An 18726-nucleotide genomic window follows, 5' to 3' on the forward strand; every position below is an offset into this window, starting at 1 on the left:
TTCGCGAGCAAGCCCGCTCCCACAATTTGGATCTTCTATATCAGGCAGATATCAATCGGCTCTGGCTTTTGATTTTGATCTTAAGCGCCCCATCAAACACGTTGGCCGGAATCTGACGGGAATTTGGGGGGTAAACCGGCAGGACGCCGGTTTAGCCGCCCCGCGCCATGGATGGCGCGTGGCGGCGGCCCCCCGAATTTCCGTCGGATTACGGGTACACCGAGCCTGAGCGAGGTGCCGAGTGTTGGGGCAAGAGCCCTTTTGGTTACTTTTGGGGCTTTTCCAAAAGTGACCCGCCGTAAGGGCGGAACCAATATCAGCCATCACCCAAATAACGGATATGCCCCCACTCAGCGCACCTTATCCTCACGCCCCCGCAACACCCGATTGGGCATGGCAACCGCCGCCGCCAACCCCAGCAAAGACACCCCCGCACTCACCCACAACAAATGTCGAAACGTCACCGCCAACTCCCCCCGCAGGGCATCCCGGGCCGGTCCCGGTGCAGCGTTGAGGCCATCGAGCAGCACATTGCCAGAGCCGCCCTCGACCATCAGCGAATCCCCGGCCAGGTGGGCAAAACTGGAGTCCTGCAACAGCGCCAGCAACAACGCCGACATGCACGCCACCCCCACTGCCCCGCCCAACGACCGAAACAGGTTGGTGGTGCTGGTGGCCACACCGATATCACGTTGCTCCACCGAATTCTGCGAACCCACCAGCGAGGTCGGAAACTGCATGCCGGCGGCGATCCCGCACAACAGCATGAACACGCCGGTCAGCCACACGTCCTGCGGAGCACTGAAGGCCATGCCGACAATCGCCAGCGGGCTCAGCAGCGCTCCGCCGAGAATCATCGGTTTATAACGCCCGGTCACGGAGGTCAGGCGCCCGGCGGTATACGCGCCGATCGGCAGGCCCATCGCCAAAGGCAACAGGTGCAAGGCGGCGCTGTCGGCCCCCGCCCCGGTCACGGTCTGAAAGCGCAGGGGCATCAGCACGGTCAGGGAAATCGCCTGGAAGCTGGTGAAGAAAATCGTGCACCAGCACAACACCGCACTGCGGTTGGCGAACAGGTGCATCGGCAGCAACGGCTCGCGGGCACGACGTTCGTGCCACACAAACACACTCAGGGCCACCAGCGCACACGCCAGCAAACCCAGCACCTCATCATCGCGCCAGGCATGGCCCTGGCCGATTTCGGTAATGCCCAGCAGCAACGCGGTCAAACCGATGATCATCAGCACCGTGCCGAGGTAATCGATGATCGGCTTGCGTTGCGGCATCGGCAGCCCTACCAGGGTGCGATGGGCCACATACCAGGCACCGGCGCCCAGCGGCAGGTTGATCAGGAACACCCAGCGCCAGGACAGGTATTCGGTCATGTAACCGCCCAGAACAGGACCGGCCACGCTCGCCACCGCGTACATGCTGCTGAAATAGCCCTGGTAACGCCCGCGCTCGCGAGGCGGGATGATGTCGCCGATGATCGCCTGGCTCACCGAGACCATGCCGCCGGCCCCGATGCCCTGGAGGACCCGCGCCAGTACCAGTTGTTCCATGCTTTGCGCCAGGCCGCAGAACAGCGACGCCAGGGTGAACACGCCCAGGCCGATGAGCATCATCGGGCGCCGTCCGTACAGGTCGCCGAGCTTGCCGTAGATCGGCACCGCCACCGTCATCGCCACCATATAGCCGGAGATCACCCAGGCCAGCAGGTTGACGTCATGGAATTGCGCGGAGATGGCGGGCATGGACACGGCGACGATGGTCTGGTCCAGGGCCCCCAGGAAAATGGCCATCATCAGGGCAGCAAGCACGCTGCGTACGGCGGGAAGAGGCTGGGCAGGCTGATTGAGGTTGGTCACGGCAGAACCTTCGAGCAGAGCCCGCGGGAAAGGAAAGGCCCGCGGGAATGCTCGCTATCTTACTCGATAGCTGGCTACTCGATAGCCTCGTAAGGAAGCCCGACGTAATTTTCTGCAATGGTTTTGCGACCCGCCTGCGAGTGGACGAAGTAATCCAGCTCGCTCTCGGCAATCCGCTGGCTAAAACCATCCGCCTCAGGAAAGCGATGCAGCATCGAGGTCATCCACCAGGAAAACCGTTCGGCCTTCCACACGCGTCGCAGGCAGATCGACGAGTATTTTTCCAACAATTCCACCCGCCCCTCGCGATACACCTTGAGCAGGATCCGGTACAGCGTACTCACATCACTCGCCGCCAGGTTCAGGCCCTTGGCCCCGGTGGGCGGCACGATATGCGCGGCATCCCCCAGCAGGAACAGACGCCCGTACTGCATCGGTTCCACCACGAAGCTGCGCAGGGGCGCGATGCTTTTTTCGATTGAAGGCCCGGTGACCAGCCCGGCAGCCAGTTCCTCGGGCAGGCGGGTTTTCAGTTCGTCCCAGAAACGCTGGTCGGTCCACTCATCCAGCGCTTCTTCGACCGGCACTTGCAGGTAATAGCGGCTGCGGGTCGGCGAACGCATGCTGCAGAGGGCAAACCCGCGCGGGTGTCGCGCGTATACCAGCTCGTCGTGCACCGGCGGCGTGTCCGCGAGCAGACCGAGCCAGCCAAAGGGGTAGACCCGTTCGAATACTTGCAGCGCTTCGCTTGGAATCGACTGACGCGCCACGCCGTGAAAGCCGTCGCACCCGGCGATGTAATCGCACTCCAGGCGGAACGCTTCGCCCTGGTGTTCGAAGGTCAGCCAGGGCTGATCGCTCTTCAGGTCATGGGGCTGCACCCTGGACGCTTGATAAAACGTGGTGATGCCAGCAGCGGCGCGGGCGGCCATCAGGTCGCGGGTGACTTCGGTCTGGCCGTAAATCATGACGGACTGGCCGCCGGTCAGGCCTTTGAGGTCGATGTGGATGCGCTGGCCATTCAACGCCAGCTCGAAGCCGTGGTGCACCAGCCCTTCGGTGTCCATGCGCTGGCTGACGCCGGCCTCGCGCAGCAGGTCGACCATGCCCTGTTCCAGCACACCGGCACGGATACGGCCCTGCACATGGTCGGCGCTCTGGCGTTCGAGGATCAGCGTCTGGATACCGGCGTTGTGCAACAACTGACCGAGCAGCAGTCCGGAAGGACCGGCGCCAATGATGGCGACTTGGGTTTTCAGCGTTTTCATTATTTTTATGGCCCGCAAGCTTCACCGAACGGATTGGGTGAAAGAGTTGTCATTGATCTGGTTGCTGGCATTTTTCACTTGAGTGGCCGGCATAAGAAGGTGAAAACTGAGACAAAGCCTGCGCTTTTCGCCAATCGGGGCGATTACCGAACCACTATCCTGAGTATCGGATTGAAACCATGACCAAAACTGCCAGTTCCGCGATTCCGGTCTTCAAGCTGTACGGGGAAAACCAGCAATGGCCCACCCCGGATTTGTTGCACTGCGAAACCATTTCCCGACGCAGCCGGGAATACCAGTGGGAAATCCAACCCCACCGGCACGCGGATCTGTGCCAGCTACTGTACGTGCACAAGGGTCAGGCCCAGCTGGAAATCGAAGGCCAGCGCACCACCCTGAACGAAGCCTCGCTGCAAGTCCTGCCGCCGTTGTGCGTGCACGGCTTTCGTTTTTCCGAAGACGTCGAAGGCTATGTGGTGACGTTGTCCGCGCCGCTGGTCAGCCATTTGCAGGCGCAGTTGGGCACCACGGTGGACGGCCTGCAAGCGCTGGGCAGCTACCCGGCGGGCAAGGACAGTGACTACCTCAACAGCCAGTTCGCCCGTTTGCAGGCCGAATACGCCGATGAACAACCGGCGCGAGACATGATGATGCACGCCCTGGTCAGCGTGCTGCTGGTATGGATCAGCCGCCAGGCCATCCAGCGCCGGCACCCGCGCGCGCCGCGTGGGCGCGAGTATTTCAAGCGCTTCACTCAGTTGGTCGAACAGCATTATCGCGAGCACCCGAAGATCGAAGACCTGGCCCATAAACTGGGGATCTCGGTGTCCCACCTGAACGGTACGTGTCGGGAGTTGGGCGGGCAGCCCGCGTTGCAGATCATGCATGACCGCCAATTGCTGGAAGCCAAGCGCCTGCTGACCTACACCAGCATGACCATCAACGAGATGTCGGAAGTGCTGGGGTTTTCCGACCCGACCAACTTCTCGCGGCTGTTCCGCCGACGCGTCGGGTTCTCACCCAAAGCCTTTCGCGAACAGTTGAAAGCGGAACAGGCGACTACCTGAGCGCGCTGAAACTGCCGGTGTGCGGAACGCAGTGATCCTGATGACAGCTGATCGCAAAGGTCGGCTGCATGCGGGTCTGCTCCACGCGGTAGGCCGCAGTGCCATACAGCGCACTGGCCAAGGCGCAGAGGGTGAAAATCATCAGGTACTTTCTGGTTTTGATGCCCATGGCGAAGACCTCTGAGCGGATCTACACGGTGCTGTTTAAAGCATAGGCCAGCCAGGGCGAGTTGCCATTATTGGACGACATTCAATCAGTTTATGTCGGCTCAGAGACCGATATCCCACGCCGGCTCGTCGGGAAAGCGCAGCACCAAAAAATCCAGCAGGCTGCGCAGGGCCTGGGGCATGTGTTTGCGCGATGCATACACCGCATAGATGTTCATCTGCCGGGGTTCGGCCTCGGGCAACAGGCGCACCAGTTCCCCGCGACGAATGTAATCTCCCGCCTGGTAACTGGGCAGCATCGCCACCCCTGCCCCGGCCAGGGTCACGTGCAACAGGGTGCTGGCCTCATTGGCCGTGATCGTACCGAGCACCGGCACCGACACCGGCTCACCGCCCTCCTCGAAATGCCACAGGCTGCGGCCGAAATAGGAATGGGTCAGGCAGTTGTGCTGCGTCAGGTCTTGTACGCTCTGCGGCGCCGGATGTTCCCGCAGATACGCCGGCGAGGCACATACCACGGAACGGCAGACCGTCAGGCGCCGAGCGATCAGATTGGGGTCCAGCTCGGTGCTGGTGCGGATGGCCAGGTCGATACGCTCATCCACCAGGTTGACGGTGCGGTCGAGCATTTGCAGGTCGACGGTCACCAGCGGATAACGCTTGACGTAGTCGGCAATGGCGCCGGCCAACTGGGCCTGGCCGAACGAGGTACTGACGCTCAGGCGCAGCAGGCCCCGAGGCGCTTCATCGGGTTCGCTGACGGCGGCCTGCATGTCACTGCACAGCTCCAGCAGTTGCCGGCAACGCGGCAAGGTTTCGCTGCCCGCCGCCGTGAGGCTCAGCTTGCGCGTAGTGCGGTGCAGCAGGCGCGCGCCAACCCAGTCTTCCAGCTCGGCCAGGTAGCGTGAAATCACCGGACGCGACAGGTCCAGATGGTCGGCGGCGGCGGACTGGCTACCCAGGTCCACCACCGTGACAAACACGCGCATTGCTTGAAGACGGTCCATGATTTGCCCGATTTTAGAAACAAACTATGTTCCAGCATCGCATTTTTAGTTGGGTTTGGTGCAACTAAGCTCTGTCCATCCTTTGAACCGATGGATGGAGCTGCCCGATGTTGTCCACCTTCAAACGCTTGACCCTGGCCACCGCCGCCCTGGCGTTCGCCGCCCATGCCGCCGCGGCGGACCTGACCCTCGACGTCTACAACCCTGGCGAAGCCGCGATCTTCCCGGTCACTTCGGTGCTGGTCAGCGGCGCCAGGGACGCGATCCTGGTGGACGCGCAATTCGGCAAAAGCCAGACCGAGCAAGTGGTGCAGAAAATCCGCGCCAGCGGCAAGCACCTGACCACCATCTATATCAGCCATGGCGACCCGGACTACTACTTCGGCCTCGACACCCTGACCGCAGCCTTTCCCGAGGCCAAGGTGCTGGCGCCCAAGCCGGTGGTCGATCACATCAATGCCACCGTGGCCGCCAAGCTGGAGTTCTGGGGCCCGAAAATGGGCGCCGACAAACCGGCGAAAACCCTCGTGCCCCACGTGCTGGAAGGCCACCGCCTGAACCTTGAAGGCCAGACGCTGGAGGTGATCGGCCTGGACGGCGCGCAGCCGGACCGCAGCTTCGTATGGATCCCGTCGATCAAGGCCGTGGTCGGTGGCGTAGTGGTCGCCCAGGGCATCCACGTGTGGATGGCCGACACCCAAAGCGCACAGTCCCACACAGACTGGCTGGATACCCTGGCGCGCATCCGGCAACTGAACCCGCGCACAGTGATCCCGGGGCACTTCCTGGGCACGCCGTCGCCAACCTCAGTCGGTTTCACCGCCGACTACATCAAGGCCTTCGACACCGAAACCGCCAAGGCCAAGGACGCCACCGCGCTCATCGCGGCGATGAACAAGCGTTACCCGAACCTGGCCGACGAAAGCTCGCTGGAGCTGAGCGCCAAAGTCGCCAAGGGCGAAATGAAGTGGTGAAACGTCTTACACCTTAACCGTACTGGAGAACGTCATGAGCAAGATTGCAATCATTGGGGCGACAGGCCGTGCCGGTCGCGAACTGCTGGAAGAAGCACTGCGCCGCGGGCACAGCGTGGTGGCTATCGCACGTCACGTCGAGTCCATCGCGGCAAAGCCGGGCGTTACCGTCAAGCAAGCCGACGCCTTGAATACCGGCGAGCTGCAACAGGCGATCAGCGGCAGCGACGTGGTGATCAGCGCCGCGCACTTTGCGACCGTGCCGCCCGAGTCCGTGATCGGCCCGGTGAAAAAAGCCGGCGTGAAACGCCTGCTGGTGGTGGGCGGTGCCGGTTCGCTGCTGTTGCCGGGCGGCGGTCGTGTGATCGACAGCGAAGGCTTCCCCGAGGAATACCGGGCCGAAGCCAGTGCGGGAGCGGCGTTTCTCGCGGTGCTGCGTGAAGAAAAAGAGCTGGACTGGAGCTTCCTCTCACCGTCGGCGGAATTCACCGAAACTGCGCGCACCGGCACATTCCGCCTGGGCCAGGATGATTTGCTGGTAAGCGGTGAAGGTCGCAGCTGGATCAGCTTTGCCGACTACGCGATTGCGTTGATCGATGAAGTGGAAGCACCGAAGCATTCGCGCCAGCGTTTCACGGTGGGCTACTGATCCAGCCCGCCTGAAACGGGCTTGCTCTCGTGAGGGGCTGCTTCGCAGCCCAGCGCGGGACAAGCCCGCTCACCACAATCAGCCCCACATTGATTGCTCCCATCGCTTGTCTTTCACTGACCTGCACATTGCGCCTGGTCGACCAACCACGCCATCAACGCTTCCAGCCCCGCCGAAGGCTTGGAGCCCGGCGGATACACCAGGTAATAACCCATCCCCGTCGGCACCCGCAGTCCAAACGGCATCACCAGGCGCCCGGCCTTCACGTCCTCGCCGATCAGTGCACTGTCGCCCATCGCCACGCCGGAGCCTTGGGACGCCACGGTCATCGCCAGGTCGAGCGTCTCGAAATGATGCCCCTGGGCCAGGTTGCTCAAGCGCGTGTTCGCCGCCGCCAGCCATAGCGCCCAGTCTCGCTCGTCGCGCGTGGGGTGCAGCAATACCTGTTGCTGCAGGTCCGCAGGTGTGTGCAGGGCGCCCAGCAGCGCCGGCGCGCAAACCGGGGTCAGTTGTTCATCGAACAAGTGCCGCGCCTCGGCCGATTGCTCGGCGATGGGCGCATAGATCACCGCCGCGTCGAATTGCTCCCGGCGAAAGTCCACCGTGTAGGCCACCGTGGTGGTCAGCTCGACCGGCACATCCGGGCGCTCCTTCTGCCACTGCATCAGGCGCGGCAACAGCCAGCGCATCACGCAGGTGGAGGCCTTGAGCTGCAAGGTGGCGCGACGGCTGCCGATCTGCTCCACCGCATCACCGATCAGGCCAAACACCTGTTGCGCACGCAAAGACCATTCGCGCCCCTCTTCGGTCAGGCTCAAGCCACGTGCCTGACGCTGGAACAAGGCGTAGCCCAAATGGCTTTCCAGCCCGGCAATCTGCCGGCTCACGGCACCCTGGGTGATATGCAGGCGCTCGGCGGCATGGGTGAAGTTGCAGCACTGGGCCGTGACCCAGAAAGTATGCAGCGCAGGCAAGGGAGGCAGGCGTTTCATCGGGCTAAGCCATGACGTGAGGACATGGCTAGTATGACTTTTTATCGATTGTTGCCGCTACGGGGCAGCCGGTCCAATACCGCCTCGAACCCATAACAAGAGCGACCTTTATGGCGACCTGCGGCGAAGTGTTGGTCAACCTGCTGGAAGGCTACGGCGTGGACCAGGTGTTTGGTATCCCCGGCGTACACACCGTGGAACTGTATCGTGGCCTGGCCCGTTCCAGCATCCGTCATGTCACCCCGCGTCACGAACAGGGCGCCGGCTTCATGGCCGACGGCTACGCGCGCACCAGCGGCAAACCCGGGGTATGTTTCATCATCACCGGCCCTGGCATGACCAACATCACCACCGCCATGGGCCAGGCCTATGCCGATTCGATCCCGATGCTGGTGATCTCCAGCGTGCAGTCACGCAGCCAGTTGGGCGGTGGGCGCGGCAAGCTGCACGAACTGCCGAACCAGGGCGCGATGATGGCCGGCGTGGCCGCGTTCTCGCACACCTTGATGTCAGCCGCAGAACTGCCCGGCGTACTGGCACGGGCGTTTGCCTTGTTCCAGGCCGGGCGGCCGCGCCCGGTGCATATCGAGATCCCGCTGGATGTACTGGTGGAAAACGCCGACGCCCTGCTCGGCAGCGAGCCGGTCAGCGTGACACGCGCCGGGGCGGCGCCCGCGGCGGTCAAGCAGATGGGCCAGTTGCTCGCGGCGGCCAGGCGCCCGCTGATCCTGGCCGGCGGTGGCGCCATCGATGCCGCGCCCGAGCTGACCCGCCTGGCCGAAACCCTCGGCGCGCCGGTGGCACTGACCATCAACGCCAAGGGCATGCTGCCCGCCGCGCACCCGCTGTTGATCGGCTCGACCCAGACCCTGGTCGCCACCCGCGCGCTGGTGGCCGAAGCGGATGTGGTGCTGGCCATCGGCACCGAACTGGCGGAAACCGACTACGACGTGACGTTCGCCGGCGGTTTCGAGATTCCCGGCGCGCTGCTGCGCATCGATATCGACCCGGACCAGACCGTGCGCAACTACGCACCGCATATCGCCCTGGTCGCCGATGCGCAGATCGCAAGCGCAGCCTTGCTGACCGAGCTGGGCAACAAGCCACTGGCACCACGCAACGCCGACTGGGGTGTCCAGCGTGTGGCGCGGCTGTGGGCCGAACTGGCTCCGTCATGGGACGCCGCCACCCGTGCGCAAACCCTGTTCCTTCATACCGTCCTGCAAGAACTGCCCAACGCCGTACTGGTGGGTGACTCCACCCAGCCGGTTTACAGCGGCAACCTCACGTTGAACCTCGACCATCCGCGTCGCTGGTTCAACTCCTCCACTGGCTACGGCACCCTGGGCTACGCGTTGCCTGCCGCCATCGGCGCCTGGCTGGGGCGTGGCGACGGGCAACCGGTGGTCTGCCTGATCGGCGATGGCGGCTTGCAATTCACCCTGCCGGAACTGGCCAGCGCCGTGGAGGCGCGAACCCCGGTCATCGTGCTGCTGTGGAATAACCACGGGTATGAAGAGATCAAGAAATACATGGTCAACCGCGCCATCGAGCCGGTGGGTGTAGACATCTACACACCGGACTTCATCGGCGCGGCCAAGGCCCTGGGCTGCGCCGCCGAAAGCATCCAGGGCCTCGCGCAACTGCGCAGCGCCCTGCGCGCCGCGGCTGATCGCCAGGGGCCGACGCTGATTGAAATCAAGCAGGGACATTGGATGAAGGAGGTGGCGGTATGAACGCAGTGTTGAACGGTGTGTACATCGGCCGCGAGTGGCGCGTGGGCCATGCCGTACTGGACGTGATCAACCCGGCCACCGAGGCCCCGCTGGCCCAGGTCAGCGTCGGCGATGCGAACGCCGTGACCCAGGCAGTCGACGCCGCCAGCGCGGCATTTATCGACTGGTCGAAAAGCACCGGCCGTGATCGTGGCGCGCTGCTGCGCAAGATCGCCCAAGGCGTGCGTGAGCAACGCGAACAGCTGATGCACGTGCAGGCGAGCAACAACGGCAAGCCGTTGTTCGAAGCGGGTATCGATGTAGATGACGTGATCGCCACGTTCGACTATTACGCCGGTGTCGCCGAGGCCATGGACGACGGCCAGGACGCTGCAGTGGCCTTGCCCAGCGACGCATTCAGTGCGCGCCTGCGCCGCGAACCCTGCGGCGTGGTGGGGCTGATCGTGCCGTGGAATTTCCCGATGGTGACCACCGCCTGGAAGCTCGCCCCGGCATTGGCCGCCGGCTGCTGCGTGGTGCTCAAGCCATCGGAGGTGACGCCGCTGGCAGAGTTGCAATTGGCGCACATCATCAACGCAGCCGGGCTGCCGGCGGGTGTGTTCAACCTGGTCTGCGGCACGGGCCTGGCGGTGGGCGCCCCGTTGGCGGCGGACCCTCGCGTGGCGAAGATTTCGTTCACCGGCAGCAATGCGGTGGGTGTGCAAGTGATGCAGCGCGCCGCCGAAACCGTCAAGGGTGTGAGCCTGGAATTGGGTGGCAAGTCCTCTTTGCTGGTACTGGCCGATGCCGACCTCGACCTGGCCGTTGAACTGGCCTGCGGCGGCGGTTTTTTCAACGCCGGGCAAATCTGTTCGGCCACCAGTCGTGTGCTGGTGGCTGACAGCCTGGCGGATGAATTTCTTGAGCGTTTGCAGGCGCGGGCTGAAGGCATTCGCGTCGCTGAGCCGTTTGCTGACGACGTCGAAATGGGCGCATTGATCAACCGCGCGCAGTATGAGCGCGTGCTCGGGCATATCCAGCGTGGCATCGCTGATGGCGCACGCCTGTTGTGCGGCGGCGAGCGCCCGGCGCAGCTGGAGAAAGGCTTTTTCATCCGCCCGACGGTATTTATCGATGTGCCGCTGGACAGCGCACTGTGGAACGAAGAAATCTTCGGCCCGGTGCTGTGCGTCCGCCGTTTTGCCACGGAGGAAGAAGCCATCGCCCTGGCCAACGACAGCGACTTCGGCCTGGTGGCCAGCGTGGTCAGCCGCCATGCGCAAACCAGCGAACGTGTGGCCAACGCCCTGCAGGCCGGGTTGGTGTGGATCAATGCACCGCAAGTGATCTTCCCGCAGACCGCGTGGGGCGGTTACAAGCAGAGCAGCATTGGCCGTGAACTGGGGCCGTGGGGGCTGGCGGCGTTTCAGGAGATCAAGCACGTGGTGCGGGCGGTCTGATGAGGTACATGAGCCGCTGCAATTTTTAGATGGCCCCTGCGATTTTCTCGTTTGCCCCCCTTCCCCCGGCGTGGCCTGATTCGCCCTTGATCCTTCAAGGCCCGCCCATGGAAAACGTTCACGCAAAACCCGTCACCGCCGTCTGGCTGATGATCAGCGTCGTGCTGGTCGCACTCAATCTGCGCCCGTCGATGGCCGCCGTCGGTCCGTTGTTGTCATCGATTCGTGGCGATGTGCCGTTGAGTTTCAGCAGCGCCGCCCTGCTGACCATGCTGCCGGTCATGGCCATGGGCCTGGCGATGTTTTTCGGCATGGGCCTGGCCAAGCGCTTGGGCGAGCATCGCAGCATTGTCGCGTCACTGCTGGTGATCGGTGTGGCCACGCTGTCACGGCTGTTCCTGGGGTCGGCGCTGGAGTTGATCGTCAGCGCCATCGCCGCCGGGGTGGGCATCGCGCTGATCCAGGCGTTGATGCCGGCGCTGATCAAGTCGCGGTTCAGCGACAACGTTTCACTGTTCATGGGCTTGTACGTCACCGCAATCATGGGCGGCGCGGCGCTGGCCGCCGGGTTTGCCCCGTTCGTGCAGGCGCAGACCGGCAGCTGGCGCATCGGCCTGGCCATCTGGACGGTGCTGGCAGTGCTGGCCCTGGTGTTCTGGCTGGCACAACGTTCGGCTTTGCCGCCCCTACCTCAGGCTGAATCCGGCCCTCAGGAAAGCTTTTTCGGCAACGCCCGCGCCTGGTTGCTGGCGATCTTCTTTGGCCTGGGTACGGCGTCCTACACCTGCGTGCTTGCGTGGCTGGCGCCGTACTACGTAGAGCACGGCTACAGCGAGCAACAGGCCGGCCTGTTGCTGGGTTTTCTGACGGCCATGGAGGTAGTGTCCGGCCTGGTCACACCGGCCCTTGCCAACCGCCGCCGGGATAAACGCGGGGTGGTGGCGGTACTGCTGGTGCTGATCATTCTCGGGTTCTGCGGGCTGATCATGAGCCCTTTGCACCTGAGCCTGGTGTGGACGTGCCTGCTGGGCCTGGGTATTGGCGGGTTGTTCCCGATGAGCCTGATCCTGTCGCTCGATCATCTGGACAACCCGCGTCGTGCCGGTGGTCTCACCGCTTTCGTGCAAGGCATCGGCTACCTGATTGCGGGCCTTTCGCCGTTGATCGCGGGGATGATTCGCGACCGCTCCGGCAGTTTCGAAGGCGCCTGGTGGTCGCTGACAGCGGTGATCGTCGTGATGCTGTTGATCGTCACGCGCTTCAATCCAGCGCATTACCCACGGCACATCCGCTGACGTCGTGTTGCAAACATTATTTGTCCCACGTCACACATAGAAACGCCCTACGGCGCTTTCTATTGGCACGCCCGTTCCGTTAAGCTTTTGCGCTGGCTTGTACTGAGTTCGGTACAAAGCGTTGACGGACGGAACCGATGCTAAACAGTAACTTGCTCAGAAAGCTGGATATGCAGGACTTGATGGTGTTTATCGCCGTCTACGACCAGAGCAGCGTTACCGACGTGTCTGAAACGCTGTTTGTCAGCCAGTCCACCGTGAGCTACAGCCTCAAGAAGCTGCGCACCAGTTTTGAAGATGAGCTGTTTATCAATACCCGGGCGGGCATGCGGCCGACCGACAAGGCCACCACCATGTATGGCCACGTGCAGAAGATCCTCGAAAGCATCAACCTGTGCCATGCCGGTGGCCCGGCGTTCGACCCGACCCGCACGGCGGTGACCTTCAATGTGTGCGCGCCGGAATACTTCGAGCAGTTGATCCTGCCACGCCTGCTGAAGAACTTTGACCGCGCCGACCTGCCGGTAATCGTCAATGTGCAAAAGCTGGAAACCGACATCCCCGCCGACGACTTGCGCGAAGGCCGCCTCGACCTGGTGATCTGCTTCGGCCCGCACTTTCACCGCGCCCATAAAGACTTCAAGACCCGGATGCTGCTGGAGGATGATCTGGTGTGCGTGTTCGATAAGCGCGCAGCGCCCCGGGAGCCGGCGTTCAGCCTGCAATCCTTCGTGGAACGGCGCCATGTGTTCCCCACGCCGTGGACATCCGACACCAACATGATCGACGGCTGGCTGGCGCGCCAGGCGCACAAGCGCCAGATCATCGCCCGCGCCAACAGCTACAGTGCGGCGCTAAAGATGATTACCGGCACCGACTTTATCGTCACCCTGCCCCGCCGCGTGCAGAGGTTGCTGGCGCCGGAGCCGGTGTTCGGCCATTGCGAGGCGCCCAATGGGCTGCCGGGCTTCACCCTGGATATGCAGTGGAATGAATCCAGCGGGCAGGACAGCGCCAACGCCTGGTTTCGCGAACAAGTGGTGAAGGTGTGTGCCGATCAGGGGTTGTTGTAGCCCTTAGCCGACGGCGACCTTGCTGTAGGAATCACGGTCGATGTCCAGCAGTTCCACGCTCAATTGGACTTGCATGCCCTCCGGCCACGGGCCCAGGTCCTGCAACACGGCCAGCAGGCTTTCCGACAGTTGTTTCTTGACCTGCGGCGAGCGTCCACTGAGCAAGGCCAGGCGAACCGCAACGAACCCACGGAGGTTCAGGCCCGTGCCCACGCGAAAGCTTTCGACCTTCACCGAACGGCTCTTGATATCGAACTCGGCGCCGAACTGACCAGACGCCACCAGCGCGTGGTTCAAACGCAACAGGGCCTTGTCGGTGTCCAGTTGCGTCAGGTTGGCGGTGTATTCCAGGTGCAGGTGCGGCATGGGATTCTCCGAGGCTTACGTGGGAAAGCGCGTACATATACCACGGAAAGAAACCTCAGACCTTGTTCGCCAAGTCGCGATCACTCATGAACGCCTCCAGCCGCGAACGCACCCAGCGTTCGGCGGGATCGGTGTCCACATGGCTGAGCCAGACCATGGACAGGTCCAGGGTCGGCGTCTGGAAGGGGAACGGCTCACAGAACAGGCTGCCCGACAGTGCCATGGCTTCGGCGGTGTAGTCCGGCAGGCTGGCGATCAGGTCGGTACCGGCCAGCAGCGCCGGCAAAGCGCTGTATTGCGGCACCGACAGCACCACATGGCGCTTGCGACCGATTTCCGCCAGCCACTCATCGGCAAACCCGGCCACGTTGGCGGTGTGGGACACCAGCACATGGGGCCGCGAGCAATATTCATCCAGGGTCAACGGGGTGTCCGAGGCATCGGCCCGCAGGATTCGCGGATGGATATGGCGCAGCAACTTGCGCTTGGCATTGGCCGGCAGGCCGCGGGTCTGGGTGATACCCACGGTGATATCACCGGAAGCAAGCAGGTCGGGGATGCGCCAGTAATCCACATGCTGTACCACGAACACCACTTGCGGCGCTTCCCGGCGCAAGCTGCGCAACAAGGGCGGCAGCAGGCCGAACTCGACATCGTCGGACAGGCCGATGCGGAAGGTCATGGTGCTGATGGACGGGTCGAAATCGTGGGTCAGGCTCAAGGCCGAGGACAGCGAATCCAGGGCGGGCGACAGGTGCTGGATAATCTCTTCGGCCCGCGCGGTAGGCTCCATGCGATGGCCGACGCGGATGAACAGGGGGTCGTTGAACAGGGTACGCAAGCGGTTGAGGGCCGAGCTGATGGTGGGTTGGCCGAGGAACAGTTTTTCCGCGACCCGCGTGACGTTGCGTTCGAGCATCAGTGCTTCGAAGACCACCATCAGGTTGATGTCGGCCTTGCGTAATTCGTTGCGATTCATCGGCGCCTGCCCCTTCCCCAAGAACAAGCCGCAGTTTAGAAAGCCGGTGGGACCGCGTCTATGTGCGCACTGTTCATCGCGCGGCTTTGGGACTATAAATCAGCTCTCGAAGGTCGCAGGAACACCACCGTGCTGGTCATTCTCGCCCTGGCCACTCTCGTGGCGGGGTTCTGTCTCTGGGTTATCCGGTTTGTCGCCCACCCCACCGCCCGCACGTTGTTGCGGGTGTTCGTCGGGTTGTGCCTGGCGGCGGTGGTGGCCTTTCTGGTGTTAGCGTCGGGCTTTCCTGTTTCGTTATTAGTCTCCTGAAACATTCATGGCTTCAGCGGGCGTTCCTGGTCCCTCTCGGAAAGCTCCGTACCGTCGTCCGGATGCTTCCAGGTCTGCGGTTTTTCCTCTTCATGACGATGCCGGGGTTGCTCACGCTCCGGCTCGCCCTCGCGCTTGCGTTCATCAGCCATTGCCACCTCCTGTCCGTAAGAATGGGTCACAGGTTCAAGCATAGAACAGGGCCTGTATTTTGGACGGCCCGAACGATTGATAGCCTGTACGCATCAATACTTCCAAATAACTCACTTAACATTTCTAAATGTGTCAGCCACTATCGAAGGTCTTAAGCGAAACAAGCACTTCAAAAAGAACGCTGGAGACACAAAACCATGACTAGCCCTTCCCGGCCCGACTCTGCCCGCTCGAAAGTTGGTGCGGTATTCCGCGTTACTTCGGGCAACTTCCTCGAACAGTTCGACTTCTTTCTGTTCGGTTTCTACGCCACCTACATCGCTGCCGCGTTCTTTCCTGCCGCCAATGAGTTTGCGTCATTAATGATGACCTTCGCCGTGTTCGGTGCAGGCTTCCTGATGCGCCCACTGGGCGCGATTATTCTGGGCGCCTATATCGATGACGTCGGTCGTCGCAAAGGGTTGATCGTGACCCTGTCGATCATGGCCAGCGGTACGCTGTTGATCGTGTTGGTTCCCGGTTATCAGACCATCGGCCTGTGGGCCCCGCTGCTGGTGCTGCTGGGTCGTCTGTTGCAAGGGTTCTCGGCCGGTGCGGAACTGGGCGGCGTCTCGGTCTACCTGGCTGAAATGGCCACTCCGGGTCGCAAAGGCTTCTACACTGCCTGGCAATCGGGCAGCCAACAGATTTCCATCGTGGTGGCCGCCGCACTGGGTTACGGCCTGAACGTATGGATGGCACCGGCGGTGGTAGCCGATTGGGGCTGGCGCATTCCGTTCGCCATTGGCTGCGTGATCATCCCGTTCATTTTCATCCTGCGTCGCAACCTGCAGGAAACCGAAGAGTTCGCCAGCCGCAAGCATCGCCCGACCATGCGTGAAGTGCTGGCCACTCTGGCCAAGAACTGGGGCGTGGTGATCGGCGGCATGTTGATGGTGGCCATGACCACCACCGCGTTCTACCTGATCACCGTGTACGCACCCACCTTTGGCAAGACCGTGCTGCAATTGAGCACCTCCGACGCCCTGCTGGTGACCTTGCTGGTGGCCCTGTCGAACTTCGTCTGGCTGCCGATCGGCGGCACCCTGAGTGACCGCTTTGGCCGCAAGCCGGTGTTGCTGGTGATGACTGCTCTGACGGTCATCACCGCTTACCCGGCGCTGTCGTACGTGGTGAATGCGCCGAGCTTCGGCCACATGCTGGAAACCCTGCTGTGGTTCTCGTTCCTGTACGGCATGTACAACGGCGCAATGATTCCGGCCCTCACCGAAATCATGCCGGTGGAAGTGCGCGTGGCGGGTTTCTCGCTGGCCTACAGCCTGGCGACCGCGATCTTCGGCGGCTTCACCCCGGCCATCTCCACCTGGTTCATCCACGTGACCGAAGACAAGGCTTCGCCGGCCTACTGGATGATGTTCGCCGCCGCCTGCGCGCTGTGCGCGACCCTTGCGCTGTACCGCCGCGCCAGCAACCGTGGGCAGGCAATGCAGGGGGCCGCGTGATGAAACCTCTGCTCAAGGCCCTGACGGCCCTGGCCCTCGGCGCTCTGGCGCTGACGGCCCAGGCCGAGCAACTCAAGGTGATGACCTCGGGCGGCTTCACCGCTGCCTACAAGCTGCTGGGCCCGCAATACGCCAAACAGAGTGGCGACACACTGGACACGATCCTCGGCCCGTCGATGGGCAAGGCGCCGGAAGCGATTCCCAACCGTCTCGCCCGGGGCGAGCACGCCGATGTGGTGATCATGGTCGGCTATGCCCTGGATGACTTGATCAAGCAGGGCAAGGTCGACAAGGCGTCCCGCGTGGAACTGGCGGATTCGCGTATCGGCCTGGTGGTCAAGCAAGGCGCCGCCAAGCCGGCCATCGGCACCGACGCCGAACTCAAGGCCGTGCTGAGCCAGGCAAAGTCCGTGGCGTACTCCGACAGCGCCAGCGGCGTGTATGTCGAGAAAGAGCTGTTCAAAAAACTCGGCATGCCCGCCAAGGGCACCATGATCGAACGCCTCCCGGTGGCCGAACAGGTCGCCAAGGGGGATTACGAAGTGGGCTTGCAACAGGTGGCGGAATTGCTGCCGGTGCCGGGCGTGACCTATGTGGGCAAGATTCCCGAGGACGTGCAATCGGTAACGCGTTTTGCGGCAGGTATTCCGGTGAATGCCGAACACCCGGAACAGGCCAGGGCGCTGCTGCACTACCTGGCCTCCCCCGAGGCGCAACCCGTGGTGCAATCCACCGGCCTGGATTCGGTTTCACGCTGACCGGAACGGCATTTCCCGCACCAATCGTTCCAACTCCAGCGCCGCCGGCGGCAGTGTCCGCCCGCGGCGTTTGATCAAGCCCACATTGCGCATGACCTGCGGTTCCACCAGCGGCACGCTGACCAGAATCGGGTGCTCTCCCGCCGGCATGGCAATCGACGGCACCATCGCCACGCCCAGCCCCGCCTCCACCAGCCCGATCATGGTGGTCACGTGGTGCGTCTCGCAGATACTCGGCTTTTTCACCCGCACGCCGCGCAGGGCCTGGTCCAGCAGGAAGCGGTTGCCTGAGGTTTTGTCCACGGTGATGTAGTCATGCTCGTAGGCTTCGGCCCAGCTCACGCTCTCACGCTCGGCCAACGGGTGATCACGGCGACAGGCAAGCACGTAGCGCTCTTGCAACAGCAACTCGAACTCCACCTCATCGGCCAGGCTGCCGCTGAAGCTGACGCCGAAATCGGCCTCGCCACTCTCCACCGCGTTGCACACCTCGCCAGCGCTGGCGTCCAACACCCGCAGGCGAATTTTCGGATAGAGCTTGTGGAATTCGGAAATCACGTGGGGCATGAAGTAATACGCCGTGGACGGCACGCAGGCGATGGTGACATTGCCCATGCGCGTCGAGGCGACGTTGCTGATGCCCATCAGCGCGACATCCAGGTCATCGAGCATGCGCTCGACCTGCGGCAGGAAGGCGCGGCCCACCATGGTCAGGCTGACCCGCCGCGTGGTGCGCTCGAACAACTTCACATCGAGGGCGGACTCAAGCTTTTCGATACGCCGGCTGAGGGCCGGCTGCGAAATCCGGATGGCTTCGGCGGCGCCGCGAAAACTGCCCTTGTCTACCACGGCGCGAAAAGCCTGGAGGTCGTTGAGGTCGAAGTTGATGATCACGGCGATGGCCAGGTTGGTCGAGGGGATGGGCATTATCATATGGCGTGCGGGCCGGCGCCATGCGTGGCGGCGCCGGTAGTGTCGAATAACCCTGCTACACATATGAAGTCATACTTATCAGGGACTTATTCGCTGGCCGGCGCTACGCATTTTTTGGAAAGGAACAATACTTCCAGCTTCACCCGACCACACAGAGTCATTGCCGCTCATGGAAACCTGCCAGCACTCA

General features: G+C 62.7%; 19 protein-coding genes. 10 read left to right on the plus strand and 9 right to left on the minus strand.

Annotated elements, in window-relative coordinates; all coding sequences use genetic code 11:
- Positions 1–350 precede the first annotated feature (350 nt).
- Positions 351–1868 carry an MDR family MFS transporter gene (locus ACW9IB_RS10635; protein WP_457364646.1) on the minus strand — a complete coding sequence of 506 codons (1518 nt, stop codon included), beginning with the start codon at positions 1866–1868 and terminating at the stop codon, positions 351–353.
- A 74-nt stretch (positions 1869–1942) separates the two neighbouring features.
- Positions 1943–3127 carry a 4-hydroxybenzoate 3-monooxygenase gene (pobA, locus tag ACW9IB_RS10640; protein WP_457413639.1) on the minus strand — a complete coding sequence of 395 codons (1185 nt, stop codon included), beginning with the start codon at positions 3125–3127 and terminating at the stop codon, positions 1943–1945.
- 188 nt (positions 3128–3315) lie between these two features.
- On the opposite strand from pobA, the gene ACW9IB_RS10645 reads away from it, so the two are divergent.
- Positions 3316–4203 (plus strand): helix-turn-helix domain-containing protein, encoded by an 888-nt coding sequence (locus tag ACW9IB_RS10645; RefSeq protein ID WP_457364647.1) that lies wholly within the window; start codon positions 3316–3318, stop codon positions 4201–4203.
- On the opposite strand, the gene ACW9IB_RS10650 is transcribed toward ACW9IB_RS10645, so the two are convergent.
- Both ACW9IB_RS10650 and ACW9IB_RS10655 read right to left on the minus strand, forming a co-directional pair.
- Positions 4196–4372 (minus strand): hypothetical protein, encoded by a 177-nt coding sequence (locus ACW9IB_RS10650; RefSeq protein WP_457364648.1) that lies wholly within the window; start codon positions 4370–4372, stop codon positions 4196–4198. The two genes, ACW9IB_RS10645 and ACW9IB_RS10650, sit on opposite strands and share 8 nt — an antisense overlap.
- Positions 4373–4472: 100 nt before the next feature.
- Positions 4473–5378, minus strand: a complete 906-nt coding sequence (locus ACW9IB_RS10655) for a LysR family transcriptional regulator (RefSeq protein WP_457413557.1) — start codon at positions 5376–5378, stop codon at positions 4473–4475.
- Positions 5379–5485: 107 nt separating this feature from the next.
- Here ACW9IB_RS10655 and ACW9IB_RS10660 point away from each other — a divergent pair, with 107 nt between their 5' ends.
- The gene (locus ACW9IB_RS10660) at positions 5486–6352 is read left to right on the plus strand and encodes an MBL fold metallo-hydrolase (protein ID WP_457413558.1); all 867 of its coding nucleotides are present in this window, start codon (positions 5486–5488) and stop codon (positions 6350–6352) included.
- 34 nt (positions 6353–6386) lie between these two features.
- A complete protein-coding gene (locus ACW9IB_RS10665) occupies positions 6387–7001 on the plus strand; it encodes an NAD(P)-dependent oxidoreductase (protein WP_457413560.1) in 615 nt (204 codons plus the stop codon).
- 113 nt (positions 7002–7114) lie between these two features.
- Here ACW9IB_RS10665 and ACW9IB_RS10670 read toward each other — a convergent pair whose 3' ends face one another.
- On the minus strand, positions 7115–7993 hold the full coding sequence (locus ACW9IB_RS10670; protein WP_457413561.1) for a LysR substrate-binding domain-containing protein: 879 nt from the start codon (positions 7991–7993) through the stop codon (positions 7115–7117).
- 110 nt (positions 7994–8103) lie between these two features.
- Between ACW9IB_RS10670 and ACW9IB_RS10675 the strand changes: the two genes are divergently transcribed.
- The 4 genes from ACW9IB_RS10675 (at position 8104) to ACW9IB_RS10690 (ending at position 13536) form a co-directional block, all read left to right on the plus strand.
- Entirely contained in the window at positions 8104–9729 is a 1626-nt protein-coding gene (locus ACW9IB_RS10675) for a 5-guanidino-2-oxopentanoate decarboxylase (RefSeq protein WP_457413562.1), read from the plus strand.
- Entirely contained in the window at positions 9726–11168 is a 1443-nt protein-coding gene (locus ACW9IB_RS10680; protein WP_457413563.1) for an aldehyde dehydrogenase family protein, read from the plus strand. The genes ACW9IB_RS10675 and ACW9IB_RS10680 overlap by 4 nt, the downstream gene beginning before the upstream one ends.
- A gap of 107 nt (positions 11169–11275) precedes the next feature.
- Complete coding sequence (locus ACW9IB_RS10685) at positions 11276–12463, plus strand: cyanate transporter (protein WP_457364655.1); 1188 nt, start codon at positions 11276–11278, stop codon at positions 12461–12463.
- 137 nt (positions 12464–12600) lie between these two features.
- The gene (locus ACW9IB_RS10690; RefSeq protein ID WP_457413564.1) at positions 12601–13536 is read left to right on the plus strand and encodes a LysR family transcriptional regulator; all 936 of its coding nucleotides are present in this window, start codon (positions 12601–12603) and stop codon (positions 13534–13536) included.
- A 3-nt stretch (positions 13537–13539) separates the two neighbouring features.
- Here ACW9IB_RS10690 and ACW9IB_RS10695 read toward each other — a convergent pair whose 3' ends face one another.
- Positions 13540–13902 (minus strand): 5-carboxymethyl-2-hydroxymuconate Delta-isomerase, encoded by a 363-nt coding sequence (locus ACW9IB_RS10695; protein WP_457364657.1) that lies wholly within the window; start codon positions 13900–13902, stop codon positions 13540–13542.
- A gap of 55 nt (positions 13903–13957) precedes the next feature.
- Positions 13958–14881: a LysR substrate-binding domain-containing protein gene (locus tag ACW9IB_RS10700; protein WP_457364658.1), complete on the minus strand. Its 924-nt coding sequence runs from the start codon at positions 14879–14881 to the stop codon at positions 13958–13960.
- Positions 14882–14941: 60 nt separating this feature from the next.
- Between ACW9IB_RS10700 and ACW9IB_RS10705 the strand changes: the two genes are divergently transcribed.
- Positions 14942–15190 carry a hypothetical protein gene (locus tag ACW9IB_RS10705; protein ID WP_457413566.1) on the plus strand — a complete coding sequence of 83 codons (249 nt, stop codon included), beginning with the start codon at positions 14942–14944 and terminating at the stop codon, positions 15188–15190.
- 5 nt (positions 15191–15195) lie between these two features.
- Here the strand turns inward: ACW9IB_RS10705 and ACW9IB_RS10710 are convergent, their stop codons facing one another.
- Positions 15196–15342 carry a hypothetical protein gene (locus ACW9IB_RS10710; protein WP_457413567.1) on the minus strand — a complete coding sequence of 49 codons (147 nt, stop codon included), beginning with the start codon at positions 15340–15342 and terminating at the stop codon, positions 15196–15198.
- A 198-nt stretch (positions 15343–15540) separates the two neighbouring features.
- On the opposite strand from ACW9IB_RS10710, the gene tcuC reads away from it, so the two are divergent.
- Both tcuC and ACW9IB_RS10720 read left to right on the plus strand, forming a co-directional pair.
- The gene (gene tcuC / locus ACW9IB_RS10715) at positions 15541–16845 is read left to right on the plus strand and encodes a tricarballylate/proton symporter TcuC (RefSeq protein WP_457364661.1); all 1305 of its coding nucleotides are present in this window, start codon (positions 15541–15543) and stop codon (positions 16843–16845) included.
- The gene (locus ACW9IB_RS10720) at positions 16845–17603 is read left to right on the plus strand and encodes a substrate-binding domain-containing protein (RefSeq protein ID WP_457413568.1); all 759 of its coding nucleotides are present in this window, start codon (positions 16845–16847) and stop codon (positions 17601–17603) included. The genes tcuC and ACW9IB_RS10720 overlap by 1 nt, the downstream gene beginning before the upstream one ends.
- On the opposite strand, the gene ACW9IB_RS10725 is transcribed toward ACW9IB_RS10720, so the two are convergent.
- The gene (locus tag ACW9IB_RS10725; protein ID WP_457364748.1) at positions 17595–18497 is read right to left on the minus strand and encodes a LysR family transcriptional regulator; all 903 of its coding nucleotides are present in this window, start codon (positions 18495–18497) and stop codon (positions 17595–17597) included. The genes ACW9IB_RS10720 and ACW9IB_RS10725 overlap by 9 nt on opposite strands.
- Positions 18498–18726: the final 229 nt, after the last annotated feature.

Source organism: Pseudomonas sp. SDO524_S393 (assembly GCF_054071875.1).

Coding starts and splice junctions, on each gene's coding strand:
- ACW9IB_RS10660 (WP_457413558.1), top strand. CDS start 5,486: ATGTTGTCCACCTTCAAACGCTTGACCCTGGCCACCGCCGCCCTGGCG.
- ACW9IB_RS10690 (WP_457413564.1), top strand. CDS start 12,601: ATGCTAAACAGTAACTTGCTCAGAAAGCTGGATATGCAGGACTTGATG.
- ACW9IB_RS10685 (WP_457364655.1), top strand. CDS start 11,276: ATGGAAAACGTTCACGCAAAACCCGTCACCGCCGTCTGGCTGATGATC.
- ACW9IB_RS10655 (WP_457413557.1), bottom strand. CDS start 5,378: ATGGACCGTCTTCAAGCAATGCGCGTGTTTGTCACGGTGGTGGACCTG.
- ACW9IB_RS10705 (WP_457413566.1), top strand. CDS start 14,942: ATGTGCGCACTGTTCATCGCGCGGCTTTGGGACTATAAATCAGCTCTC.
- ACW9IB_RS10695 (WP_457364657.1), bottom strand. CDS start 13,902: ATGCCGCACCTGCACCTGGAATACACCGCCAACCTGACGCAACTGGAC.
- ACW9IB_RS10700 (WP_457364658.1), bottom strand. CDS start 14,881: ATGAATCGCAACGAATTACGCAAGGCCGACATCAACCTGATGGTGGTC.
- ACW9IB_RS10680 (WP_457413563.1), top strand. CDS start 9,726: ATGAACGCAGTGTTGAACGGTGTGTACATCGGCCGCGAGTGGCGCGTG.
- ACW9IB_RS10650 (WP_457364648.1), bottom strand. CDS start 4,372: ATGGGCATCAAAACCAGAAAGTACCTGATGATTTTCACCCTCTGCGCC.
- ACW9IB_RS10645 (WP_457364647.1), top strand. CDS start 3,316: ATGACCAAAACTGCCAGTTCCGCGATTCCGGTCTTCAAGCTGTACGGG.
- ACW9IB_RS10665 (WP_457413560.1), top strand. CDS start 6,387: ATGAGCAAGATTGCAATCATTGGGGCGACAGGCCGTGCCGGTCGCGAA.
- ACW9IB_RS10675 (WP_457413562.1), top strand. CDS start 8,104: ATGGCGACCTGCGGCGAAGTGTTGGTCAACCTGCTGGAAGGCTACGGC.
- ACW9IB_RS10670 (WP_457413561.1), bottom strand. CDS start 7,993: ATGAAACGCCTGCCTCCCTTGCCTGCGCTGCATACTTTCTGGGTCACG.
- ACW9IB_RS10720 (WP_457413568.1), top strand. CDS start 16,845: ATGAAACCTCTGCTCAAGGCCCTGACGGCCCTGGCCCTCGGCGCTCTG.
- tcuC (WP_457364661.1), top strand. CDS start 15,541: ATGACTAGCCCTTCCCGGCCCGACTCTGCCCGCTCGAAAGTTGGTGCG.
- ACW9IB_RS10710 (WP_457413567.1), bottom strand. CDS start 15,342: ATGGCTGATGAACGCAAGCGCGAGGGCGAGCCGGAGCGTGAGCAACCC.